The organism is Actinoplanes subglobosus (assembly GCF_042650585.1).
In the GTDB taxonomy this organism is placed as follows: Bacteria; Actinomycetota; Actinomycetes; order Mycobacteriales; family Micromonosporaceae; genus Actinoplanes; species Actinoplanes subglobosus.
This window is the reverse complement of sequence record NZ_JBHSBL010000025.1, coordinates 65,836-88,740: the sequence shown is the minus strand read 5'-3', so window position 1 is coordinate 88,740 and position 22,905 is coordinate 65,836. Positions and strand designations below refer to the sequence as shown.

The following is a 22,905-nucleotide window of genomic DNA, read 5'->3' as shown; positions in this document are numbered from 1 at the left end:
TTTGGAGCGGCGTCGACGTGCTGGCAGCCTGTACGGCTTGTTCCGTGACGGTCCTGGAACGGCACCTCATTGGCATCAGCGGCGAGCCGGACCGCAGTTGCCGGTCCTTCACCGGCGAGGGATGTTCAAATGCTCAGACTGCGCACCAGGGGCATCGCTAGGAGAAGAAGTAAAAGGTTGTTATTCCGGCGCCGAAGGTGAACGCGCCGGCCCCTCCGCCCGCCTTGAGCGCTTCCAGCGGTGTTGTGCCGAATCTGGTCCAGATCCAAGCGATGATCGTGCCCGCCAATAGGGCCAGAAGTATGATCACCAGTAGCCACGGGATTCTTGCCGTCATCGGGTTACCGCCTTATGGGGACTCTGCATGGTCACGATTGGATGCTCCGGCCGAACTTGTCCGCTTGCTGGAGGATGTGGTCGAGCCGTTTGGAGACAGCGCTGTGAGTGCGGTATCCCATGGCCTCGGCAACCTCGGTCAACTTGGTGAATCCGCTGCGCAACAGCACCACGAGGGTGCGGTCGCGGGTGTCCAGAAGAGCCAGGAAATCACCGAATAGCATCTGGTCGATGACCTCGGTCTCCGGACCGTGCACAGGGATGGTGTCGGTTAGTTCAACGAACCGCACTCTGATCTTGGCCCGCTTGCGGTAGAGCTTGCGCTCGAAGTCTTCCCGGGCACCGCTCCAGTTCGGCGAGAAGTCATCCTCGCATCGGTGCGAGCGGACCGCGTCGAGGATGCCGCGCAACCGGCCTGTGGCGTCAGCCGCCTCGACCGTCAATCGAACCGCCTCAGCGGCCTCCTCCTCCCCGCGCCAGATGTCTCCGCCCATCCGCGGGTTGGCGGCACTTGCTCCGGGAAGCATCGACCCGTCCACCAGTGACACCGGCCCGGAGTCGACGTCATTCTCTACCACCGGAAAATCACGCAGGTAGCCCTCAAGAACCTGAGTCACCGGCGGGATCCAGAAGTCCAGGTCATGGGCCAAGATTCGAATTGGGTCATCGGTGGTGAACTTGGAGATCCCGGAGTTCGGTTGCGGCATGAGATGACGCCAGACAGTGCCGGCCCAGGCTCGCGCCAGCCGTTCACGGAAGTCGGCCGGTAGGTAACCATCGATGGGCTCGACGTGCTGAAGGTAGGGCCACTGACCGCCCTTTAGCAGCGGAAGGCCGTGCCGTTGCAGCGCGGCCTGAGGCAGCAGGTGGAACAAGGGCGCGAGTTCGTGGTAGCGCGACTCGGTACGCGGAACGAAGATGACGTTGACGTCGCCCTGATCGGCGATCTTGTGCAGCGGTGGGGGCAGTTCCTCGTCGTCGAAGAACCGGCGGCGGAACTGGGCGGCTTCCCACAGCAGGTTCCACTTGGAGATCGCGAGGGACAGCTTCAGGTTCGACTCGTCCCAGGTTCGGGTTCGGACGGGGACGGTTACGTACTCCGGGCGGGTCGGTTCCTGCGCCCGAACTACGGCGTTGAACATAAAGGCGGCCGAGATGTTCCACAGCCGCGGGTGGTACTCGGGTGACGCCAGTGCATCGTTGGGGTCCAGTACCGGCCCGAAGTCGTCATCGTCTTCTGGGGTTCGCGCGTCGGTCATGGTCGCGCCTGCTCCGTTGATGTCGTTGTTCACGATGCATCTCACGACGCTCGACTGCTGTTCTGTTCCAGCATTCTTCGGGAAAGGCGCCGCGATGCTGTGACCCTCGCCACTCCGAGTGGCTCAAGCGAGTGCGGTGCGAGCACCCCCCGGCTCGCCCGCGGCAACGAACCCGGCCAAGTGGGTTGCGGACATGCAGGTCTGGCGTCGATCACGCCGTACGTGCCTGCAGTAAAGGAGATCGATCTTCACGGCGTCCGGTGCGGGAGTGCTGGGTGTGCTCCCAGTCGGTCATCTATCGACGTTCGCCCGTAGCCGTTCGACCCGTTCGCCGAGGTTCAAGTAAGCGGTCATCAGCTCCGCGGCATTGCGGCCCCCTGTTCGCGGAAAGCGCGAACCGGGGGGCCGTTTCGGTTTGTCTGCTCCGGGGGCCGAGCCCCCGGAAACCCCGCATCACGGTGGGTGCCGCAGGCGGTTGTGTCCCGCTTACCCCGGGCTGCCGTCCTGCGAGAGGTTCGTTTTCGCGTCGCGGATGTTGAACTGCGCGGCTGCTTCCGACGTGGCGACCTCCTTGGCTAAGTCGTCAGCCCGGCGTGATCCGGCCGGTCACCCGCCGACGGCCGTTCAGCAGTGGGGGCCGCGATCGCGGTCGGCGATGCGCTGAACGGCGATCACGGCTGTTGGAACTGGGCCTCGACCACGGGAGGTGGCTGGGTGTGGAGCTTTTTGAAGTAGTGGGCTGACACATATGCGCTGGTAGCGTCGCCCAACTGTTTGCCCTGGAGGCTTGCGGTCCGGAAGTGGATGCCTCCCCAGACCCGTGCGGAGACCACCTCGTTGACGGCTTCGGAGAAGCTGTGGAAGTAACGGGTCGTGCCCGTTGCCTCGCTGTAGGCGTGGAAGGCGATGCGGTCACTGCCCAGGACGGTGCGCCAGATCGCCATGCGTGCCGCGGTGGCGCAGGTGTGGCCGGACGGGTGGTCGGGGAACGGCGGGGTGACGAGCAGCGGCATCCAATCCGGGTCCGGGCTGGTGCCCGGGTTGCCGTCGGTGCCGGCGAGCTGAATGGCGCTGACCGGCCGCCAGAAACTCCACGCGCGCTTGTCGTCGAAGCAGGCGATGCCGGTGTCGGCGACGGTGAGATCGGTCATCGCGAACATCCGGGCGGTCTGCAGGACGGTCAGGCGCCGGCTCTGGGCCAGTTGCCGTTTGATCTCCCATTCGGTCACGTGCCGGTCGTGCCACCAGATCGCGGCCTCGGTCTGATCCGGCGTGCGAGTCGTGCTGTTCACCGCGCCAACCTGTTTGATCTCGTTGAACTCGGTGGCATAGCCGGTGCTGCCGAGCGGCAGCGGCCCTGCTGTGCGGAACATCGCGGCGTTCGGAATCAGGTACGGCCGGATGAACGGAGTCATCGCGCCGGCGGCGGTGAAGGTGGGCGGTGTCGGGCGCCACTCGCCGGGCTCCGTGCCGATCACCCATTGCTGGTCGCCGTCGGATCCGTCGTTCTGCCGTGCGGCGATCATCGCGGCCGCCGTCCGGGTGCCCACCGCGATCCCGCCGCGCTTGGCCGGGCCCTCCGGGATCCCGGCGAGCTCCTGACCGTACTGTTCGCTCAGCCGGTCCGCCTGCGCGGGGAACAGCGCGTCGAGAACCCGGTAGGCGGCGGTTGCGACGGCGGCGTCGACCGACTCGCGGCCGGTGGTCCGCGGTGAGATCAGATACGGCTGGTACGGCTTGCCGGCGATGGCGTTCACCGCGTCGTACACGGCGCCGTTGACCATCGCGAAGCTGCGGCCCTGCTCCCACGGCTGCTGCTGGGCGACATCCCAGATCGCTGTCTGGGCGTTGCGGTCCCATCTGACGACGGAGTTCGCCGTCCCCGTGGTGGTGGTGGCGGCGGCCGGCGTCGCGGCGAGCGGCGAGATCACTGCCAGGATCAGGGTGGCGACCATTCCCGCATGACGTCTCATGACTTCTCCAGTCGATCTCGGTATTGGTGTACATCAATATCGAGGCGCTTTGGGGACTGTATCGGCGAGTGGCCGGGGTGAAGGCGTTCCGGTCGTGATCCGACAGTTTCGTCGCGTGGGTGGTTTGGGGCGTGTGGTGTGTTCGGGGTTTCGTGGGGGTGAGGGCTGATCTATGCTGCGGCCTGGGCCTGACGGATCGAAAGTGGTCGTGGTTGGCGGCCTGGGCCATGGGGGGCTTTTTGTTGATCAGAGCCTTTTTGGGTCGGCTTGGCGTGGTGGTCGGTGCCGGGCTGCTGATGGCCGGGGCTGTGGGAGTGCCCGCGTCGGCTGCCGCTGTGGGGAGCGTCGCCGGGGTCTTCACCGATCATGCGGGCGCGCCGGTCGCCGATGCGTGGGTGGTGGCCTGGAGCGCCGCGGACGGGGCCTATCTGGCCGGCTCGTCCACCGACAGTGCCGGGCGCTATGACCTCGCCGGTGTTCCGGAGGGCGGGGTCAGGCTCTCGTTCCAGGCCGGGACGCTGGTGCAGTGGGCTCCGGGTGTGCTCGGTCAGGAGGCGGGGCGCGTCTTCCCGGTGACCGGCGGCTCGACGATCACCGTCGACGAGCGGCAGCGGCCGGTGGGTCTGGTCGAGGGCGTGGTCACCGGGGCCGATGGTGCGCCGGCCGCCTGGGTGCGGGTCGACGTGCGTGATCTCGCCGGTGACAGTCACGCCTACGGATTCACCGATGACGCGGGGCGCTACCGGGTGGGCGTGTGGGTGGGCGACCACCACGTGGGTTTCGGGCCGGAGACGGCGCGCCAGTGGGCGCCGCGGGCGGTCACCGAGGACGGCGCCGGCAAGGTCGCGGTGGCCGCGGGTGCGTCCGTCCGCGTCGATGAGCGGCTCCTGCCCACCGGGACCATCCGTGGGCGGCTGAGCGTGGCCGGCGGCGGGCCGTTGCCGTCGGCCGAGATCCTTCTGTATGCGGGGGACCGCCGGATCTACGCGGGCTCCTCCGACGAGCACGGCGACTACTCGGTCCCGGTGCTGCCCGGCGACTACGTCGTGGCGTTCCGTGCGGATCCCGACGGCGTGGAGCAGTTCGTTCCGGGCGCCGTCGACCGGGGCAAGGGCAGGGTGCACACGGTCGCGGCGGGGCAGACGGTCGTCGCGGACGACTCGGTGCTGGGGCCGGCGTCGGTGTCGGGACGGCTGGTCGCGGCGGACGGCCGGGCGCAGGCCGGTTTCGAGGTCTTCGTCATGTCGACCGACGACCAGTACAGCTACGGCGCCACCACGGCGGCCGACGGCACGTGGCGGGTCGACGACGTGCACCCGAGTGACTACCGGGTCTCGTTCACCAACCCGGCCGGTTCGCGGACCCAGTGGGCGTACGGGAAGAGCACCGCCGGAGGCGCCGGGGTCTTCGCCGTCGGCGGCGGTGCCCGGGTCACCGTGGACGACACGTGGCTGACCGGCGCCACCCTGATCGTCAAGGCCACCGATGAGGCCACCGGCGCCCCGGTCGGCGACTTCTGCGTCGAGGTCGCGGCCGGCGGCGGCTTCGACAAGGGCTGCTCCATCGGCGGTACGGCGATCGTCACCGACCTGTCCCCGGGTGTGGCCACCGTCGACGTCCTGCCGGGGGAGCCGACCTACCTGCTGCGCGACGAGGACACCCCGGTGACGCTCACCAGCGGCCAGGCGGCCACCGTCACGGTGCCGCTCGGCGCGGGCGGGAAGGTGACGCTGAGTTCTGCCGACAGCGGTTCCGGCGCGGCCGTGGAGGAGACCTGCTTCGTGCTGATGGCGCCCGGCGGGGGCGGCCTGCCCGACGGGGTCGGCGACTGCACGACCGCGGACGGCCGGGTGACCGGCGCGGCGGTGGCACCCGGCACCTACCAGGCGTTCGCCATCGCGCCGGGCGACTACGGCCACCAGTGGGTCGGTGCCGACGGCGGCACCGGCGACCAGCAGGCGGCGGCCCGGATCGTGGTCGAGACCGGCCGGACCGTGGTGGCGCCGGCCGCCCGCCTCGACCGGGCCGGCGCGGTCACCGGTGTCGTGACCGGAGCGCACGGCTCCCCGGTCGCCGACGCCGACGTCTCGCTCACCGCCTGGGGTTTCGGTGCGGGCCCGGTCCACAGCGCGACCACCGACGAGCGGGGCCGCTACCGGATCGGCAAGCTCGGGCCGTACGCGTGGCCGCTCTCCTTCACCACCGCCGGCCATCCGCGTCAGTGGTCGGGCAACACCGGCGACCGGTTCCAGGCCGACCGTGTCCCGGTCACGGCGGGTGCGGAGGCGGCCTACGACATGGCGTTGACGGGCGGGCCGGCGCTGACCGGCCGGGTCACCGTCACGCCCGGCAAGCCGGCGACCGACTGGCGCCTGACCGCGGTCAACGCCGTGACCGGCGATCCGATGGCCGAGTTCGACAGCTACGACCAGGGTCCCGACGGGACCTATACGATGCCGGTCAGCGGCGGCCAGCCGGTCCGGATCCGGTGGTCGGTGGCCGGACAGACCGGGTGGTACGCCCACCCGATCGACCTACCGGGAGCAGGTACGACACGCGTGGACGTGACGGTCGGCTGAGGCTCAGTAGGAGCCGGCGCTCTGGAAGTGGTTCCACGCACCGCACGGCGAGTCGTACCGGCCCTTGATGTAGCCCAGACCCCAGGTGATCTGGGTGGCCGGGTTGATGCGCCAGTCGTCGGCGACCTGACCCATTTTGGAGCCGGGGTAGGCCTGCGGGATGCCGTAGGCGCCGGAGCTGCGGTTAGTGGCCTTGTAGTTCCAGCCGCTCTCGTGGTCCCACAGTTTGTTCAGGCAGGAGAACTCGCCGAACCCGAACCCGGCCTTGATCATCAGGGCGCAGCCGATCTCACGGCTGCCGCTGAAGCTCTGGCAGGAGGCCGGGATCGTGCCGGTGTAGGGGACCGGGCCGGTCTGTGCGGCCCGCTCGGCGGCGGCCTTCTTCTCGGCGGTCGCCTTCTTCTGTGCGGCCTCCAGCTTCCGCGCGTCGGCCGCGGCCGTGTCGGCCATCGTCGACGCCTTCTGTGCCGCGGTGCGCTCCGACTCGGCGCGGGCCGCCCGGTCCGCGGCGTGCTGAGCCTCGCGCTGCACGGCGGCCTGCTCGGCGGCGAGCACCGCCTGGTGGGCGTCGGCGGCCGACTGCTCGCGGGCGTCGCTGTGCCGCACCATCACGATGCCGCCGGCCACACCGGCCAGCAGCAGCGTCACCGACGCGACGCGCGCGCCGACGGCCTGGAAACGTTGCGGTCGAGTCACCGGGGGTCCCTTCGACAGCCATGGATCGTCCTCGGGGAACGACGATCACCGGCAGAGCGCTGTGCAGTGAAGTGGGACGGATCATACGCGCGACGCCCTCGGCATGGGGTCCGCGCCGGTCGTGGGACGGGCTGGCGTGACCCACGCCACCAATACATACTTGTCGATGCTTTGGGTCGGGGGCGATGTGGGGAGCCGGGCCGCCTCCGTGCCGAAGTCGCCCCGTCCCCACGATCCCCGCAAGGAATCCCCCATGAAACGAAAGATCAAGGCCCTGCTCGCCGCCGCAGCCACCGTGCTGGCGACGGCAGTGGCCGCCGTTTCCATGCCACAAGCCGCCTCCGCGGCCGCGCTGACCGAGGTCACCGGATTCGGGACCAACCCCAGCAACCTGCGGATGTATCTCTACGTCCCGGACAACCTGGCGCCCCGGCCGGGTCTGCTCGTGGCCGTCCACTACTGCACCGGCACCGGGCCGGCCTTCTACAGCGGATCGCAGTTCGCCGCGCTGGCCGACCGGTACGGCTACATCGTCATCTACCCGTCGGTGACCCGGAGCAGCCAGTGCTTCGACGTCGCCTCCCCGCAGGCGCTGACCCGTGGCGGCGGCAGCGACCCGGTCGGTATCAAGTCGATGATCGACTACGTGCGGGCCCGCTACCCGGTCGACGCCGACAAGATCGTGGCCACCGGCGTGTCCAGCGGGGCGATGATGACGAACGTGCTGCTCGGCCTCTACCCCGACGTCTTCAGCGCGGGATCGGCCTTCGCCGGCGTGCCGTTCGGCTGCTTCGCCACCACCAACGGCTCCGAATGGAACAGTGACTGCGCCAACGGCCTGGTCACGAAGACCCCGCAGCAGTGGGGTGACCTGATCCGCAACGCCTACCCCGGGTACACCGGACGCCGGCCGCGCATGCAGACCTGGCACGGCACCAACGACGAGATCCTGCGTTACCCCAACTTCGGTGAACAGATCGATCAGTGGACCAACATCCACGGTCTCACCCAGACACCGTCGTTCACCGACACCCCGCAGACCGGATACACCCGCACCCGGTACGGCGGCACGGGAGACACCGCCCCGGTCGAGGCGATCAGCATGAACGGGGTCAGTCACAACCTGCCGGTCGACGCCGCGGCGGCGGTGCACTTCCTGGGGCTCGACACCACCACGCCGTCGCCGTCGTCACCGGCACCGTCGTCACCGGCACCGTCATCACCGGCACCGTCGTCGCCGGCGCCGACCGGTGGCTGCCGGGTCGGTTACACGGTCAACTCCTGGAACACCGGCTTCACCGCGTCGGTCACCGTCACCAACACCGGCACCACGGCGGTCAACGGCTGGACGCTGAGGTTCACCCTGCCGGCCGGACAGACCGTGACCAACGCGTGGAACGCCACGGTCAGTCCGTCCACCGGGGCGGTCGCCGCGACCAACGTCTCCTACAACGCCACACTCACCGCCGGCGGGTCGCAGACCTTCGGCTTCCAGGCCACCCACACCGGCAGCGCCGCCAAGCCCACCGCGTTCACGCTCAACGGCGCCAACTGCGCCGTCGTCTGACGAGCTCCGGGGGGTGAGACCGGGTTCCCCACCTCGGCCTCATCCCCGGAACGGGAGCGCGTAGCCGTACCGCTAAGGAAGCTCGAAAGGCAGTTTGATGCCCGCCAGGGCATCCGGGCAGGGGCAGGAACGCTCCGCCGGAAGCTTGGCCACCGCATCGAGAAGGACGTCGCGCAGACGCGCGGTGTTCTCGGCGAAGACCGAGAACACCTCCTCCTGCGTGACACCGTGATCGCCCTCGACGCCGGCGTCCAGGTCGGTGACCAGGGCGATCGCCGTGTAGCAGAGAGCCAGCTCGCGGGCCAGGACCGCTTCCGGGTGACCGGTCATGTTCACGATCGTGCCGCCGATCGCGGTGAACCAGCGCGACTCGGCCCGGGTCGAGAAGCGCGGGCCCTCGACGACCACCATCGTCCCGCCGTCGACGGCGCTCACCCGCTCGGCGGAATCCAGCACCGCGGCCCGGCCCACCGGACAGTACGGATCGGCGAACGACACGTGCACCGCGCCGGAGTCGTAGAACGTCTGCTCACGGCCACTCGTCCGGTCGATCAGCTGGTCCGGCACCACGAATGTGCCGGGACCCAGCTCCGGGCGCAGGCCACCGACCGCGCACGGTGCGATGATCTGCCGGACACCGAGCGAACGCAGCGCCCACAGATTGGCCCGATAGGGAATCCTGTGCGGGGGAAACCGGTGGTCACGGCCGTGCCGGGGCAGGAACGCCACCCGGCGTCCGCCCACCTCGGCCACGGTGATCCGGTCCGACGGCGGACCGTACGGGGTGTCGACCTCGTGCTCGGTGGCGTTGTCGAGGAGCGCGTAAAGCCCCGATCCGCCGATGACGCCGATCTCTGCTGCCGTAGGTGGCGGGTTCATGTCCAGACCTTATCCGCGGCCGGAAAGCCAAGCTAATGTGCTGAGCATGGCTACGTCGAGCGGACGGCGGTAATCAGGTGTTCGGTGAGCAGCAGCGGATCGGGGGCCGGTCGGTGGAGTCGATGACCGGTCAGCTGCTCGTCGCCACGCCCACCCTCAAGGACCCCAACTTCGACCGGACGGTCGTGCTGCTGGTGGCCCACGAGACGGGCGGCGCACTGGGGGTCGTGCTGAACCGCGCGACCGAGGTCCCGGTGGCCGAGGTCCTCGGCACCTGGGGTGAGCTCGCCGGTGACCCCGCGGTCCTCTTCGAGGGCGGCCCGGTCCAGCCGGAGTCGGCGATCTGCCTGGCCCGGACCAAACCGGAGGTGAAGAAGCGCCTGTCCGGTTTCCATCCGGTCAGCGGCGCGCTCGGCACCCTCGACCTCTCCGCCGATCCGGAGCGGATGCGCGAGAGCGTGGCCGGCATCCGGGTCTTCGCCGGTTATTCCGGCTGGTCGGCGGGGCAGTTGGAGGAGGAGATCGCGTCCGGTTCGTGGTTCGTCTTCGACGCGCTGCCGGGCGACCCGTTCGTCGAGCGCCCCGATGACCTCTGGGCGATGGTCCTGCGGCGACAGGGCGACATCCTCGCCGCGGTGGCCCACTTCCCCCCGGACGTCTCCCTGAACTGAGGGGGGTGCCTCAGGGGGCCCCGCGAAGGTGTGTAGTATTTCCAGCGTGCCCGGGGGAAACGCCGGGGGCAGACAGCAGTGATAGGTAAGGGGCTGTGGCGCAGCTGGTAGCGCACCACACTGGCAGTGTGGGGGTCAGGGGTTCGAGTCCCCTCAGCTCCACCCTTACGAACGCCCGGACTTCGGTCCGGGCGTTTTTGCTGTCCTGAGTGGATGTCGCGCAACGAAAGTGGCCCGCGCCGCTACGGGGGGAGCGGCACGGGCCGTGCGTAACGATAACCGTCTTTTCGGGCAGATGCGAGGGTTTGGCGGCTATCCATAGAAATAACACAGGAAAGTGTCGTCATCCTCCCAGGTGGCGCTTGCTGATCAAGGTCTGCATCTGCGCCACCAGGTCCCGCGGGGAGAGCGGCTTCGGCAGGTATCCGTCGGCGCCCGCGCCCAGGCCCGCGTTGACGTCGTAGGCGTGGCTGTTGCCGGAGACCATCAGGATCGCCATGTCGCGGATCGCCGGGTTGCTGCGGGCCAGCTGACAGAGCTCCATGCCGTTCATGGCCGGCATCCGTACGTCGGTGATCATGCCGACCGGCTTGGCGACGGTGAGGATCCGGGCCGCGGTGTTGCCGTCCTTCGCGCCGAGAGCGCGGTAACCGGCCGCCTCCAGGGTGACGGACAGGAGATCGCGGACGTCACTGTCGTCGTCGGCGATCAGGATCAGGTTCTGGTTCACGGGGGCTGTCCTCCTAATGTCACCGGTCTGATCGGCGGCAACCTGAGGGGCAACAGAGCTGTCGGGTTGCGAGTCGGGAGCGTCGTGCCGGGGATGAACGGAAGCCCCCGTTCGCGAGGAACAGGGGCTTTCCGGTGGTACGGATCAGGACTTGACCGTGGCGGTGTCGGTCTTGGTGATGAACGCCTTGAGGGTGAGCAACAGCCCCGACTCGTCATCGGAGAGGGTGAGCTTGGCGTTCTCGACCAGCAGGGCTCGTGGCTGCTCGGTCTGGAGGTGCTTCACCAGCTTCATGATGTTGTCGACCGGGCCCTCGATGTTGAGGGTGATCGGCAGCTCGGTCACCGTGGGCGTGGTGGCCGACGATTCCTCGCCGGTCGCGGCGTAACCGCTGACCTCGACGTCGTACTTGAGACCGAGGGTCTGGAGCTGCTTCAGGAACTCCGGGATCTTGTTGGTGGTGTTGTCGTGCGGCAGAGCCTGCTGAGCGGTGATCAGGTCGGCCTTGTACTCGTTGATCTTCTTGAGCTCGGTCTTCAGCACGGCGAGGCGCTTCTGCTCGGTGATCAGCTGCGTCTGGGTCTCGGCCGTGTCGGCCTGCACGCTGTCCCGGGCGTTGTACTGCGGCTTGACCATCATGAACCAGCCGCCCACCACGAGCATGATGACGAGGGCCAGGCCACCGAAGAGCCAGATCTGGTCGACGCGTCGTGTCGTCATCACTCACCGGCCTTCGGGCAGTCGCTGGTGAACCGGCCGCAGAGAGCCTCGGACGTGACGGTCACCGTGAGGGAGAAGGCGTATCTTCCGGTCTCCACCTTGTTGACGCTCGTGACGAACGGGTTCGTCACGTGCTTGAGGGTGCCGAGATCGTTCACGTAGTCGGCGACGATCTTCTTGTTGTCGGCCTGGCCTGAGATGGTCAGCGTGCCGATCGTCGAGGAGTCGGACGTCGTGCCGCTGTTCTCCGCGGAGAGGCCGCCGCTGATCTCGGTGAGCTCCACCTTCTCGTCGGCGGCCTCCTTCTGGATCAGGTTGAGCAGGTTGGTCCAGGACAGGTCGTCGGCGAGGATCGCGGTCAGCTCGGTGTTCAGGAGCTTGCCGCCGTCCTGGTACTCGACGAGCGCCTTGAGCTCGTCGGTCTTCTGGGCGGCTCGCGTCCTGGTCAGCGTCTGGAACATCTGCTCGTACTCCTCGTCGGCGGTCTGCTTCGCCTGCGTCGCCTGCCAGTACCAGACGCCGAGGCCAGCGACGACGAGCAGCACCACGAACGCGATGAGCGAGCGGACCTTGCGGGAGCGCCGGCCGTCGCGGATCTCCGGAGGCAGCAGATCGGCGCGGATGGAGAGGACCCGGGCCGCCTGCTGCGGCGAGACCGAGGGGTCCACCGGCATCAGTGCTGTGGTGGTCATCAGGCTGCTCCGAGGGTGAGGCCGATCGACACGGCCGCCGAAGGCACGAAACTGCCGAACCCGCGCTCCCGGGCCTTGCGCGTGTCGCGCAGGCGGGACGCGCTGTCCGCGTACATCACCGGGACGCCGAGCTGCTCCTGGAGGTGCTCGGCGAGACCGGGCATGAGGGCGCTGCCGCCGCAGAGCGAGATACGGGTGACCTGCTTCTGCCGTTCGCCGGAGGCCAGGTACGTGAACGAGCTGCGCAGCTCACTGGAGAGCGGGCGGACCGCGTCGACGAGGGCGGCCACGGTGTCCGGGTTGCCGTCGCCGTGCAGGCCGTACCGGCACTTGAGGGTCTCCGCCTCGGCGGTCGGCAGGCCCAGGCGGGTCGCGATGTTCTCGGTCACCTCGGAACCACCGCGCGGGAGGGTACGCACGAACAGCGGCTCGCCGTCCGCGTGCACCACCACGCTGGTGATGTTGGCACCGATGTCCACGATGGCCTCGACCTGGGCGTCCAGCCGGGAGGCGGAGCGCAGCATGGCGAAGGAGGCGAGGTCGACGCCCACCACCTTCAGGCCGGCCTTCTGGACCGCCTCGACCAGCGCGAGCACCGCGTCCTTGGGCATGGCGATCAGCAGGCCGCGTACGGTCGGGTTGTCGCCGGGCTTCTCCAGCGGATAGAAGTCCAGCAGGGAGCGTTCGACCGCGAGCGGGAGCTGCTCCTTGACCTGGAACGGCAGGGCCTGGCGCATCTGGCTCTGCGGCAGGTTCGCGACCGACGTCTCACGGACGACCAGCTGCGGGTTGGTGACCGCCAGGGTGACCTTCTTGCTGCCGAACTTCGAGGCGGCCCACAGCTGCTTGAGCGCGGCGGTGACCGAGCCCGGGTCCTGCACGACGCCGGCCGCGACGGTGCCCGGCTCCAGCGGGAACTGGCCGAAGTTGATGAGCGTGTAGTCGTCCTTGTTGCGGCGGACCTCGACGGCCCGGATGGAGGACGAGCCGATGTCGAGCCCGATCGGCGTTGAGCCAGCCATCGGTCTTCCTTCCTTCTCGGAGTTGTCGGCCTTTGCGGAGTGGTCAGACGGTGGGGACGAGCAGGTTCGCGTACCAGCCGGCGAGCGGCGCCGCGGCGAAGACCGCGAGGAAGGCGCCGGCCAGCATGTACGGGCCGAACGGGATGCGGCTCTTGCGGGAGGCCAGCTTGAGGGCCATCAGCACGCCGCCGACCAGGCCGCCGAGCAGGAATCCGGCGAAGGCGCCGACCGCGACCGCGCTCCAGCCGAGCCAGCCGAGGTAGAAGCCGAGCAGCGGGGCCAGCTTCACGTCGCCACCACCCATGCCGAAGGTGGCCAGCACCAGGTAGAGCAGGTAGAGGGCGAGGGCGGCGAGGCCGCCGCGGAGCAGGGCACCCGGGTCGCCGGCCGCGATCGAGACCGGGGTGAGCAGGGCGACCGCCACGCCGTACGAGGGAAGGACGATCTTGTCAGGCAGTCGCATGACGTCCAGGTCGATCATCGTGAGAGCGACCGCGACGGCGGCGAGGTAGAGATAGGCGGGCAGTTCCCAGCTGAGGCCGAACCGGGCGGCGACCGCCACGAAGAGGGCGGCGGTGCCGGCCTCGACGAGCGGGTAGCGGGCGCTGATCCGGTTGCCGCAGTCGGCGCACCGGCCGCGGAGCATCAGCCAGCCGAGCACCGGCACGTTGTGCCGGGCCCGGACCGGGTTGCCGCACTGCGGGCAGTGCGAGCCCGGGTGCACCAGCGACTCGTCGCGGGGCACCCGGTGGATCACCACGTTCAGGAACGAGCCGACCGCGAGCCCGAAGAGGGCCGTGACACAGAGCAGGAAGTAGTCCGGCACGGTGGTCCTCCTCGGGCTCGACGGTGACTTCGTCAGCTTGCCGCCTGCGTCAGCCGCAGTTGGCGAAGTTGGACGCGGTGACGGTGGTCGACTCCTTGACGGAGCCACCGGCGCTGCTGTCGTACAGGTAGTACTTGCCGCTGCCACCGGAGTTGGTCGCGCAGACCCGGTAGCCGGTGGTGCCGACCGCGATGTAGTGCAGCACGCTCTTGTCCGAGAGGGTGACGGTGCCGTTCGAGGCGGTGGTGGCGCCGGGAAGCGTCAGCGTCGCCGCGGCGCCGCCGGAGTTGTCCTGGGTCAGGTGACCGGAGGGGTAGGTGTTGCCGTTGCTGGTGTAGTACTGCTCGATCGCGCTGATGGCGCCACGCACGTCGGACTGGGCCGACTTGTCCGCGGCACCCTGCCGGTAGTTCAGGTAGACCGGCACGGCGATGGCGACCAGGACACCGATGATCACGACCACGACGAGAAGCTCGATCAGGGTGAAGCCCTCGTCGTTCTTCTTGCCGGCACGGAGACGGGCGATGACCTCGTGAAGCTGCATTTCGGGGTGCCTCCAGGGCATGGGGGTGGGGCGGGGAAGGGGTGACATCGGGCTCGGGTGCCCGGGTGGTGCGGCCGGCCGTCGGGAGTCGGCCGGGGAATCGGCAGTCGCTTCGTTGCGAAGGCCGTCAGCTCTGGATGTTCTGGTAGATCGTGAACATCGGCAGGTAGAGGCAGATCACCATGCCGCCGACCACGGTGCCCATGACGAGCACCATGATGGGTTCGATCGATGCGGTCAGTGATTCCGCGGCCTCATCGACCTCGCGGTCGTAGAAGTCGGCAATCTTGTCGAGCATCTGACTGATCTGACCGCTCTCTTCTCCGACTTCGATCATCTGGGTGACCATCTCGGGGAAGATCGGATGATGGCGTAGCGCCGTCGACATGGGTTGACCGTCACGAACGGTCGACTGCACGTCCTTCATCGCGGCATTGATGACCTCGTTACCGGTGGTTTCACCGACCACCGCGAGCGCCTGCATGACCGGAACGCCGACGTTCAGGAGCAGGCCGAGGTTGCGGGAGAAGCGGCTCATCGCGAGCTTGCGCAGCAGCGGGCCGAAGACCGGGAGCCGGAGCTTGATCTTGTCGACCTTGAGCCGGAACTCCTCGCTGGACCGCATCTTGCGCTTGTAGGTGAAGCTGCCGCCGAACATCAGGCCCAGCACCAGCGGCCCGATCCAGCCCATGTTGTGGCTGGCGGTGACCAGGAACTGGGTGATGGCGGGCAGCTCGCCGCCGAGGCTTTTGAACATCGCCTCGAAGATCGGGACGATGAAGATCAGAACACCGGCGATCATCACGAAGGTGAAGCCCAGCACGATCGCCGGATAGGTCAGCGCACCCTTGATCTTGCCGCGGAGCGCGGTGTCCTTCTCCAGGCTCTCGGCGATCTGTTCGAGGGCCTTGTCGATCATACCGCCGGTCTCACCGGCCCTGATCATGGCGATCATCAGGCGCGGGAAGACCCGGTCGTGCTTCACCATCGAGGCCGACAGCCCGGCACCGCCGGCCACGTCGGTACGCACCTCGCCGAGCGCCTTCTTCAGCGGCAGCGACGACGTCTGCTCCTCCAGGATCGCCAGCGACCGCAGCAGGGACATGCCGGAGGCGGTCATGGTGGCGAACTGCCGCGCGAAGACCGCGAGGTCCTTGAGCTTGACGCGGTTCCCCAGGCCGGGGATCTTGATCTCCATCTGGAGACCGTGACCCGCCTCGATCAGGTCGAGCGGGACCTCGCCACGCTGGCGCAGCATGTGGGTGGCGGCCGCCTCGTTGGGGGCCTCGATCGTGCCTTTGGCCTTCTTACCGGAGGCGTCGATCGCGTGATAGGTGAAGGTCTTGGTGGACGCCATCGGATCAGTTCCGTCCCACGAGTCGCTTGAGTTCGTCGGCGCCGTGGCAGATCTCCAGGGCGGCCGGCATGCTGACGATGCCCTCGCGGACCTTCTCGGCCAGGTGCTGGTCGAAGGCGAGCATGCCCTCGGCGCCACCGGCCTGCATGAAGGACGGGATCTGGTGCGTCTTGCCCTCCCGGATCAGGCTGCGGATGGCCGGGGTGGCGGTGAGGATCTCGCAGATCACGGCACGCCCCTTCCCATCGGCGGTCGGCGCCAGCGCTTGAGTGATCACGCCCTGGAGACTGGCCGCCAGCTGAGCCCGGATCTGCAGCTGCTGATGCGGGGGGAAGATGTCGATGACACGGTCGATGGTCTGGGTGGCGCTCTGCGTGTGCAGGGTCGCCATCACCAGGTGACCGGTCTCCGCGGCGGTCAGCGCGGTCGCGGTCGTGGTCAGGTCACGCAGCTCGCCGACCAGGATGATGTCCGGGTCCTGCCGCAGCGCGTGCTTGAGCGCGGAGGCGAAGGTGTCGGTGTCGGTGCCGACCTCCCGCTGGTTCACCACACACCGTTTGTGCGGGTGCAGGAACTCGATCGGGTCCTCGATGGTGATGATGTGGTCGGCTCGGCTGCGGTTGGCCAGGTCGAGCAGCGATGCCAGGGTGGTGGTCTTGCCGGAACCGGTCGGGCCGGTCACCAGCACCAGACCACGGGGCAGGTGGGCGAAGCGCGCCACCGACTCCGGCATGCCCAGCTCGTCCAGTGGCTTGATCTTGTGCGGGATGGCCCGGAAGACCGCGCCGCACGAGGTCCGCTGCCGGTAGAGGTTGCCGCGGAAGCGGGAGACACCGACGATGCTGTGCGCGAAGTCCATCTCCTGGTCGGCGAGGAACGTCTCCCACTGCTCGCGGCTGACGGCCGCGCGGGCCAGCAGCTCGGTGTCGGCGGTGTTGAGCTTGCCGTAACCGGGGATCGGCCGCAGCGAGCCGTGCACGCGGATCATCGGCGGGGAGCCGACCGTCAGGTGCAGGTCGGAGCCACCCGACTCGACCAGGGTGATGAGCATCTGGTCGAGCACGTCCAGATCGTCCGCCGACGTGCCGGCGCTGTGCGCCTGCCGCCCGCCGTGCTGGAGCGTGTCCATCTGTCCCTCCCGGTCCGTCCTCGGTGTTTCCGACGCCTGTTGAATCGGCACCACCAGGACCGGGTTTAGTAGCGGAACAGGAGCGCTAGACGGCCACCCGGGAGACCTCGCGGATCGAGGTCAGCCCACCCGCCGCCTTGGCCAGGCCGTCGGCGCGCAGGTCGTACATCCCCTGGGTCAGCGCGACCTCGCGGATCTCACCGGCCGACGCGCGTTTGATCGTCAGCGACTCGATCTCCGGGCTCACCTGCATCACCTCGTGGATCGCGATCCGGCCCTTGTAACCGGTGTTCGCGCAGTTGCGGCAGCCCACCGGCTTGTACAGCACCTCCGGATAGGCCAGGTCCTGCAACGGCCAGTTGGCGCCGAGCACCTCCTCCTCGGTCGGTGTGTACGGCTCCTTGCACCAGTCACAGATCCGCCGGGCCAGACGCTGGGCGAGCACGCAGTCCAGCGACGACCCGACCAGGAACGGCTCGATGCCCATCTCGGTGAGACGGGTCACCGCGCCCGGTGCGTCGTTGGTGTGCAGCGTGGAGAGCAGGAGGTGACCGGTGAGCGCGGCCTCGACGGCGATCTGCGCGGTGTTGCCGTCCCGGATCTCACCGATCAGCACGACGTCCGGGTCGGTACGCAGAATGGCCGGCAACACCGCCGCGAAGGTCAGTCCGGCCTTCGCGTTGACCTGCACCTGGTTGATGCCGCGCAGCCGGTACTCCACCGGGTCCTCGACCGTGATCACGTTCACCTCGGGCCGGCTGATCTTGCCGAGGGTCGCGTAGAGCGTCGTCGACTTGCCGGAACCGGTCGGGCCGGTCACCAGCACCATGCCGTGCGGTTTGGTGAACGACTCGGAGAAGCGCTTCAGGTTGTGCTGTGTGAAGCCGAGTTTCGCCAGGTCCAGGTCGATGCCGCCGGTGTCCAGGACGCGGAGCACGATCTTCTCGCCCCAGACCGTGGGCAGCGTGGCCGTGCGCAGGTCGACCGTACGATCGCGGATCATCGCGGTGATGCGGCCGTTCTGCGGGATGCGCTTCTCGGTGATGTCCACCCCGGACATGATCTTGATCCGGGAGATCAGGGCGTTCATCACGCCCCGGGGCACCAGGTCGACCTCGTGCAGTACGCCGTCGATCCGGTAGCGGACCCGCATGTCGTCCTCGGTCGGCTCCAGGTGCAGGTCGGAGGCCCGGTTCATGACGGCCTGCTCGATCAGGCTGTTCACGTAGCGGACGATCGGGGCGTCGTCGGTGCTGGTCGCCTGCGCGGCCATGCCGGCCTGGTCGTCCACCTCGTCGACCAGATCGGCCAGGTCGGCGCCCTCGCGCTGGAGCCGCTCGATGATCCGGCGGACCTCGCTGCGGGCCACCACCACCGGGCGGATCGTCATGCCGGTCGCGGCCCGCACGTCGTCGAGGGCCACCACGTCGGCCGGGTCGGTCACGCCGACGACCAGTTCGCCGTCGTTGATGGCCAGGCCGAGGACCCGGTGGCGCAGCACCACGGTCAACGGGATCCGCTTCAGGGCCTGCGGGTCCGGGGTGAAACCGACCAGATCCAGGGTGTTGATCCCGAACGCCGCGGCGGCGGCCTTGGTCAGCTGTTCCTCGGTGACGACCTGGTCGTTGATCAGGACGGCACGCACCGGGCGGCCGCTGCGCTGTGCCTCCGCCGCGGCCCGGTCCACCGCGTCGGGGTCGACGCCGATCTGTTTGAGGGCGTCGAGAAGCGGACGGAAGGTCTGATCCATGTGTTCCTCTGCCGGGGCGGAAAAGAGGGCTCAGAGATCCAGTCGGACACTTCCGTGCGGAACTGAGCGCGACGGCCGGTGGCGGAAAGGCGGATCAGTGACGGAAGGTGCGGCGGTACGCCGACGGGGCGACCCCGATGGTGGCGTGCATGTGCTGGCGCAGGGCGGTCGCGCTGCCGAGCCCGGAGCGGCGGGCCACCGTGTCGACCGCCAGGTCGGTGGACTCCAGCAGGATGCGGGCGTGCTCGACCCGCTGGCGGAGCAGCCACTGCCGCGGGCTCAGGCCGGTCTCGTCGCGGAATCGGCGGGTGAACGTCCGTACGCTCATCCGGGCGTGTCCGGCCATCTCCTCCAGGGTGACCGGATCGGAGAGCCGGTCCAGCACCCACGCCCGGGTCCCCTCGGTCCCCGCGCCGTTCGCGGCCGGGACCGGCCGTTCGATGTACTGCGCCTGGCCGCCGTCCCGCCACGGCGGCACCACACAGCGCCGGGCCGTCCGGTTCGCCACCGCGGCGCCGTGGTCGGTGCGGATGATGTGCAGGCACAGGTCCACCCCGGCGCCCACCCCGGCCGAGGTCAGCACGTTGCCGTCGTCGACGAAGAGCACGTCGAAGTCCCACTTCACCCGCGGATAGAGCCCGCCGATCCGCTCCGCCCAGGCCCAGTGGGTGGCTGCCGGACGGCCGTCCAGCAGACCGGCCGCGGCCAGCACCGACGCGCCGGTGCAGATCGAGACGATCCGGGCGCCCCGGGCCGCGGCGGCGACGAGCGCGTCCCGGACGTCGGCCGGCAGTGTGCCGTCGGTGACCGGGCCGCCCCGGTGGATACCGGGGACGATCACGGTGTCCGCGATCTCCAGTTGCTCCAGGCCGTGGTCGGGGACGACGGTGAAACCCGCCTCGGCGGTGACCGGGCCGGGGCCGCAGACGCGGACGTCGTACAGCCTGGTCATCGTCTCGTCGCGGGCGGAGAGGAACACCTGGGTGGGTGTGCCCAGGTCGAAGGGGACGAGGCCGTCGAGGATCAGCACGGAAATCAGGTGCTTCATGGCTCGATTCTTGCGCATGATGGCTCTCTGGCCACTCGTCCGCACGGGCGCGAAGCAGAAGGATCAGTGCTGTGAGACGTTTCCATCCCGCCTGGGCCGTCGCCGCGGTCACCTTCGTCGCTCTACTGGGTGCGGCCGGTTTCCGGGCCACACCGTCCGTCATGCTCCAGCCGCTGCACGACGAGTTCGGCTGGTCGCTCGGCACCATCTCCGCCGCCGTCTCGGTCAATCTGCTGCTCTACGGCCTGACCGCACCGTTCGCGGCGGCCCTGATGGCCCGGTTCGGCATCCGCCGGGTCGCGATGGCCGCGCTGCTGCTGGTCTCGGCCGGCTCCGGGCTCACCCTGTGGATGACGCAGAGCTGGCAGCTGGTCCTCTGCTGGGGCGTCCTGGTCGGGCTCGGTACCGGGTCGCTCGCCCTCGGGTTCGTGGCCACCATCACCGGGCGCTGGTTCGTCAAGCACCGCGGCCTGGTCACGGGGGTGCTGACCGCGGCCGGGGCGACCGGCAACCTGATCTTCCTGCCGGTCCTGTCCCGGATCGTCGAGTCCGACGGGTGGCGGACCGCCGCTCTCACCGTGTCGATCGCGGCGCTTCTGGTCGTACCGCTGCTGGGGTGGCGGTTGCGGGACCATCCGGCCGACCTGAACGTGCCCGCGCTCGGTGCCACGGAGATCGAGGCGCCGGTGAAACCGGCCGGCGGCGCCGCCGGAAACGCCCTGCGCGCGCTCCGGGATGCCGCCCGGACCCGGCCGTTCTGGCTGCTCGCCGGCGGTTTCGCGATCTGTGGGGCGACGACCAACGGCCTGGTCGGCACCCACTTCATCCCGGCCGCGCACGACCACGGCATGCCGCAGACCACCGCGGCGACCCTGCTGGCGCTGGTCGGCGTCTTCGACGTGGTCGGGACGATCGCCTCCGGCTGGCTGACCGACCGGGTGGACAGCCGGATCCTGCTCGGCGCCTACTACGCGCTGCGCGGGCTGTCGCTGCTGGTCCTGCCGTCGCTGTTCGCCGCGACCGCGCACCCCAGCATGCTGATCTTCATCCTCTTCTACGGGCTGGACTGGGTGGCCACCGTGCCGCCGACCGTGGCGCTCTGCCGGGAGTACTTCGGGGCCGCCGGGCCGATCGTGTTCGGCTGGGTCTTCGCCTCGCACCAGTTCGGTGCCGCGGCCGCGGCCACGTCCGCCGGCCTGGTGCGTGACCGGTTCGGCGACTACACGGTCGCCTGGTACGTGGCCGGCGGCCTGGCGATCCTCGGCGCGGTCCTGAGCCTGATGCTGTACGCCGGGAAGCGTCTCCCGCTGCTGGAGCAGTCCGTGCAGGGGGCTACGTCTCGAGCTTGACCTCGGCGGACTGTTTGTCGAGCAGTTCGGTCACCCCGATCGCCGGCATCGGCCGGGCGAAGTGGTAGCCCTGGGCCCGGCCGGCACCCAGATCCTTGAGCCGTTCGGCCTGACCGGCATCCTCGACGCCCTCGGCCACCGGTGACAGGTTGAAGGTCCGCGCGATGTGCAGCACCGCCTCGGCCACCGAGGCGCCGCCGGTCTCCGGCATCGCCTGCACGAACGAGCGGTCGATCTTGACGACGTCCACCGGCAGGGTGCTGAGGTGGCTGAGCGAGGAGAAACCGGTGCCGAAGTCGTCCAAGGCGATCCGGACACCGAGCTCCTTGAGCTGGCTCAGCACCCGTGCCGACTCGACCAGGTCGGTGAGCGCGACCGACTCGGTCAGCTCAAGCACCAGGTCCCTCGGCGGCAGGCCGGTACGCTCCAGCACCTCCCGCACCTCGTCGATCAGGTTCGGGTTGGTCAGCTGGGAGGCGGACAGGTTGACGTTCATCTCGAATCCGGGGTGACGGTCCTGCCAGGTCAGCGCCTGCCGGCAGGCCTCCTCCAGGACCCAGCCGCCGAGCCGGGGCACCTGGCCCAGCTGCTCGGCCAGGTCGAGGAAGAGTGCCGGCGGGACCAGGCCCTTCTCCGGGTGACGCCAGCGGACCAGGGCCTCCACGCCGACGGTGATGCCGCCCTGATCCAGGTCGACGATCGGCTGGTAGTGCACCTCGAACTCGCCGGCCTCCAGGCCGCGCATGAGGTCCTGCTCGGCCAGGCGACGCTGCTCCGCCTTCGCGAACAGCACCGGGTCGAAGCGGCGGGCCACGCCACCGCCGTCCCGCTTGGCCCGGATCAGTGCCTGATCGGCGCGGCGCAGCACCCCGTCCAGCCCGTCGAGGCCGTCGGTGATCGCGACACCGGCGCTGGCCCGGATGCTCAGCGCCACGCCCGCCAGCTGGAGCGGGCGGTGCAGCTCGGTGAGGACACGCTCGGCCACCGCGACGGCGGCCTGCTCGTCCTCCAGTCCGGGCAGCAGCACGACGAACTCGTCGCCGTCCAACCGCGCGACGGTGTCGTTGGCACGCACGTTCACGGCGAGACGGTCGGCCGCGGCACGCAGCAGATCGTCGCCGGCGGCGTGCCCGAGCACGTCGTTGACCTCCTTGAGGCCGTCGAGGTCGACCACGATCACCGCGGTCTTGGTGCGTGCGGGCTCGGCGAGTACCTCCTCGGCGTACTCGACGAACATGCGCCGGTTGCCGAGGCCGGTCAGCGGGTCGCGGAACGCCTGCTGGGCGAGCAGCGTCTGCTGCCGGTTCCGGTCCGGGTCGATCCGGTTGCCGAGGAACTGCCGCAACACTCCCGCCCCGGCCACGAGCAGGACCAGCCAGGTCGCCATCGGTGGGAGATCGCCGTTGACGTGCCGGAAACCGGCGACGGCCAGGGCGGTCCCCACGGTGATGTACCGCAGCACCCCGCGCCTGGTGTCCAGCAGCAGGACGGCGAGGCCAAGGCAGAGCGCCGCCAGGAGCGGCATGATGCGGCCCACCAGCCCACCGGGCTGCGCGGGATCGGCCACCGGCCAGGCGAGCAGTACCAGCGACGCGAGTACCACGGTGTCGTCGACGACGACCCGAACCCGGTCCCACAGAGCGTTGCGACCCACGATCCACCTCCGGCGAGACACATCGGTCCTGGCCGGGCCCGGTTGAGTCATCGCGTCGCGGTTACTTCAAGATCTATTGGGGTACGGGCTTCACGTTCGGTGACGGCTCGGCTCTCCGGTCGAT

General features: G+C 69.1%; 20 protein-coding genes and 1 tRNA gene. 5 read left to right on the top strand and 16 right to left on the bottom strand.

Annotated features, from left to right (window positions below; translation table 11 throughout):
• Nucleotides 1-157: 157 nt before the first annotated feature.
• From ACFO0C_RS37775 to ACFO0C_RS37765, 3 genes are all read right to left on the bottom strand, one after another.
• Nucleotides 158-337 (bottom strand): hypothetical protein, encoded by a 180-nt coding sequence (locus ACFO0C_RS37775; protein ID WP_378071598.1) that lies wholly within the window; start codon nucleotides 335-337, stop codon nucleotides 158-160.
• A 31-nt stretch (nucleotides 338-368) separates the two neighbouring features.
• Nucleotides 369-1,628 carry a sigma-70 family RNA polymerase sigma factor gene (locus ACFO0C_RS37770; RefSeq protein WP_378071597.1) on the bottom strand — a complete coding sequence of 420 codons (1,260 nt, stop codon included), beginning with the start codon at nucleotides 1,626-1,628 and terminating at the stop codon, nucleotides 369-371.
• Nucleotides 1,629-2,266: 638 nt separating this feature from the next.
• Entirely contained in the window at nucleotides 2,267-3,568 is a 1,302-nt protein-coding gene (locus ACFO0C_RS37765; protein WP_378071596.1) for a vanadium-dependent haloperoxidase, read from the bottom strand.
• 272 nt (nucleotides 3,569-3,840) lie between these two features.
• Here ACFO0C_RS37765 and ACFO0C_RS37760 point away from each other — a divergent pair, with 272 nt between their 5' ends.
• Nucleotides 3,841-6,147: an MSCRAMM family protein gene (locus ACFO0C_RS37760; RefSeq protein ID WP_378071595.1), complete on the top strand. Its 2,307-nt coding sequence runs from the start codon at nucleotides 3,841-3,843 to the stop codon at nucleotides 6,145-6,147.
• A gap of 3 nt (nucleotides 6,148-6,150) precedes the next feature.
• Here ACFO0C_RS37760 and ACFO0C_RS37755 read toward each other — a convergent pair whose 3' ends face one another.
• Nucleotides 6,151-6,843 carry an aggregation-promoting factor C-terminal-like domain-containing protein gene (locus ACFO0C_RS37755; RefSeq protein ID WP_378071594.1) on the bottom strand — a complete coding sequence of 231 codons (693 nt, stop codon included), beginning with the start codon at nucleotides 6,841-6,843 and terminating at the stop codon, nucleotides 6,151-6,153.
• Nucleotides 6,844-7,096: 253 nt separating this feature from the next.
• On the opposite strand from ACFO0C_RS37755, the gene ACFO0C_RS37750 reads away from it, so the two are divergent.
• A complete protein-coding gene (locus ACFO0C_RS37750) occupies nucleotides 7,097-8,410 on the top strand; it encodes an extracellular catalytic domain type 1 short-chain-length polyhydroxyalkanoate depolymerase (protein ID WP_378071593.1) in 1,314 nt (437 codons plus the stop codon).
• 72 nt (nucleotides 8,411-8,482) lie between these two features.
• Here the strand turns inward: ACFO0C_RS37750 and ACFO0C_RS37745 are convergent, their stop codons facing one another.
• Complete coding sequence (locus tag ACFO0C_RS37745) at nucleotides 8,483-9,289, bottom strand: S-methyl-5'-thioadenosine phosphorylase (protein WP_378071592.1); 807 nt, start codon at nucleotides 9,287-9,289, stop codon at nucleotides 8,483-8,485.
• A 122-nt stretch (nucleotides 9,290-9,411) separates the two neighbouring features.
• Here ACFO0C_RS37745 and ACFO0C_RS37740 point away from each other — a divergent pair, with 122 nt between their 5' ends.
• Nucleotides 9,412-9,960 carry a YqgE/AlgH family protein gene (locus ACFO0C_RS37740; RefSeq protein ID WP_170167265.1) on the top strand — a complete coding sequence of 183 codons (549 nt, stop codon included), beginning with the start codon at nucleotides 9,412-9,414 and terminating at the stop codon, nucleotides 9,958-9,960.
• Nucleotides 9,961-10,049: 89 nt separating this feature from the next.
• Nucleotides 10,050-10,122: transfer RNA gene (locus tag ACFO0C_RS37735), tRNA-Ala, on the top strand.
• A gap of 181 nt (nucleotides 10,123-10,303) precedes the next feature.
• Here the strand turns inward: ACFO0C_RS37735 and ACFO0C_RS37730 are convergent.
• The 10 genes from ACFO0C_RS37730 to ACFO0C_RS37685 form a co-directional block, all read right to left on the bottom strand.
• Nucleotides 10,304-10,690, bottom strand: coding sequence for a response regulator (locus ACFO0C_RS37730; protein ID WP_378071591.1), 387 nt, complete (start codon nucleotides 10,688-10,690; stop codon nucleotides 10,304-10,306).
• Nucleotides 10,691-10,834: 144 nt separating this feature from the next.
• Nucleotides 10,835-11,410: a type 4a pilus biogenesis protein PilO gene (pilO, locus tag ACFO0C_RS37725; protein ID WP_378071590.1), complete on the bottom strand. Its 576-nt coding sequence runs from the start codon at nucleotides 11,408-11,410 to the stop codon at nucleotides 10,835-10,837.
• Nucleotides 11,410-12,102 (bottom strand): PilN domain-containing protein, encoded by a 693-nt coding sequence (locus ACFO0C_RS37720; RefSeq protein ID WP_378071589.1) that lies wholly within the window; start codon nucleotides 12,100-12,102, stop codon nucleotides 11,410-11,412. Before ACFO0C_RS37720 ends, pilO begins: the two co-directional genes overlap by 1 nt.
• Entirely contained in the window at nucleotides 12,102-13,124 is a 1,023-nt protein-coding gene (gene pilM, locus ACFO0C_RS37715) for a type IV pilus assembly protein PilM (RefSeq protein ID WP_378071588.1), read from the bottom strand. Before pilM ends, ACFO0C_RS37720 begins: the two co-directional genes overlap by 1 nt.
• Before the next feature lie 43 nt (nucleotides 13,125-13,167).
• Nucleotides 13,168-13,950 carry a prepilin peptidase gene (locus ACFO0C_RS37710; RefSeq protein WP_378071587.1) on the bottom strand — a complete coding sequence of 261 codons (783 nt, stop codon included), beginning with the start codon at nucleotides 13,948-13,950 and terminating at the stop codon, nucleotides 13,168-13,170.
• 49 nt (nucleotides 13,951-13,999) lie between these two features.
• Nucleotides 14,000-14,494: a type II secretion system protein gene (locus ACFO0C_RS37705; protein WP_378071586.1), complete on the bottom strand. Its 495-nt coding sequence runs from the start codon at nucleotides 14,492-14,494 to the stop codon at nucleotides 14,000-14,002.
• A 127-nt stretch (nucleotides 14,495-14,621) separates the two neighbouring features.
• A complete protein-coding gene (locus tag ACFO0C_RS37700; protein ID WP_378071585.1) occupies nucleotides 14,622-15,851 on the bottom strand; it encodes a type II secretion system F family protein in 1,230 nt (409 codons plus the stop codon).
• A gap of 4 nt (nucleotides 15,852-15,855) precedes the next feature.
• Nucleotides 15,856-16,980, bottom strand: a complete 1,125-nt coding sequence (locus ACFO0C_RS37695) for a type IV pilus twitching motility protein PilT (RefSeq protein WP_378071584.1) — start codon at nucleotides 16,978-16,980, stop codon at nucleotides 15,856-15,858.
• 85 nt (nucleotides 16,981-17,065) lie between these two features.
• The gene (locus ACFO0C_RS37690; RefSeq protein ID WP_378071583.1) at nucleotides 17,066-18,730 is read right to left on the bottom strand and encodes a GspE/PulE family protein; all 1,665 of its coding nucleotides are present in this window, start codon (nucleotides 18,728-18,730) and stop codon (nucleotides 17,066-17,068) included.
• Nucleotides 18,731-18,824: 94 nt separating this feature from the next.
• On the bottom strand, nucleotides 18,825-19,796 hold the full coding sequence (locus ACFO0C_RS37685) for a GlxA family transcriptional regulator (RefSeq protein WP_378071582.1): 972 nt from the start codon (nucleotides 19,794-19,796) through the stop codon (nucleotides 18,825-18,827).
• A 53-nt stretch (nucleotides 19,797-19,849) separates the two neighbouring features.
• On the opposite strand from ACFO0C_RS37685, the gene ACFO0C_RS37680 reads away from it, so the two are divergent.
• Nucleotides 19,850-21,127, top strand: a complete 1,278-nt coding sequence (locus ACFO0C_RS37680; RefSeq protein WP_378071581.1) for an MFS transporter — start codon at nucleotides 19,850-19,852, stop codon at nucleotides 21,125-21,127.
• On the opposite strand, the gene ACFO0C_RS37675 is transcribed toward ACFO0C_RS37680, so the two are convergent.
• On the bottom strand, nucleotides 21,111-22,781 hold the full coding sequence (locus tag ACFO0C_RS37675; RefSeq protein WP_378071580.1) for a putative bifunctional diguanylate cyclase/phosphodiesterase: 1,671 nt from the start codon (nucleotides 22,779-22,781) through the stop codon (nucleotides 21,111-21,113). The genes ACFO0C_RS37680 and ACFO0C_RS37675 overlap by 17 nt on opposite strands.
• Between the last annotated feature and the right edge of the window lie 124 nt (nucleotides 22,782-22,905).

Excerpts from the sequence above, each read along its gene's own strand:
- ACFO0C_RS37720 (WP_378071589.1), bottom strand. The coding sequence starts at position 12,102 with ATGACCACCACAGCACTGATGCCGGTGGACCCCTCGGTCTCGCCGCAG.
- ACFO0C_RS37775 (WP_378071598.1), bottom strand. The coding sequence starts at position 337 with ATGACGGCAAGAATCCCGTGGCTACTGGTGATCATACTTCTGGCCCTA.
- pilO (WP_378071590.1), bottom strand. The coding sequence starts at position 11,410 with ATGACGACACGACGCGTCGACCAGATCTGGCTCTTCGGTGGCCTGGCC.
- pilM (WP_378071588.1), bottom strand. The coding sequence starts at position 13,124 with ATGGCTGGCTCAACGCCGATCGGGCTCGACATCGGCTCGTCCTCCATC.
- ACFO0C_RS37750 (WP_378071593.1), top strand. The coding sequence starts at position 7,097 with ATGAAACGAAAGATCAAGGCCCTGCTCGCCGCCGCAGCCACCGTGCTG.
- ACFO0C_RS37690 (WP_378071583.1), bottom strand. The coding sequence starts at position 18,730 with ATGGATCAGACCTTCCGTCCGCTTCTCGACGCCCTCAAACAGATCGGC.
- ACFO0C_RS37705 (WP_378071586.1), bottom strand. The coding sequence starts at position 14,494 with ATGCAGCTTCACGAGGTCATCGCCCGTCTCCGTGCCGGCAAGAAGAAC.
- ACFO0C_RS37695 (WP_378071584.1), bottom strand. The coding sequence starts at position 16,980 with ATGGACACGCTCCAGCACGGCGGGCGGCAGGCGCACAGCGCCGGCACG.
- ACFO0C_RS37745 (WP_378071592.1), bottom strand. The coding sequence starts at position 9,289 with ATGAACCCGCCACCTACGGCAGCAGAGATCGGCGTCATCGGCGGATCG.
- ACFO0C_RS37740 (WP_170167265.1), top strand. The coding sequence starts at position 9,412 with ATGACCGGTCAGCTGCTCGTCGCCACGCCCACCCTCAAGGACCCCAAC.
- ACFO0C_RS37685 (WP_378071582.1), bottom strand. The coding sequence starts at position 19,796 with ATGCGCAAGAATCGAGCCATGAAGCACCTGATTTCCGTGCTGATCCTC.
- ACFO0C_RS37700 (WP_378071585.1), bottom strand. The coding sequence starts at position 15,851 with ATGGCGTCCACCAAGACCTTCACCTATCACGCGATCGACGCCTCCGGT.
- ACFO0C_RS37765 (WP_378071596.1), bottom strand. The coding sequence starts at position 3,568 with ATGAGACGTCATGCGGGAATGGTCGCCACCCTGATCCTGGCAGTGATC.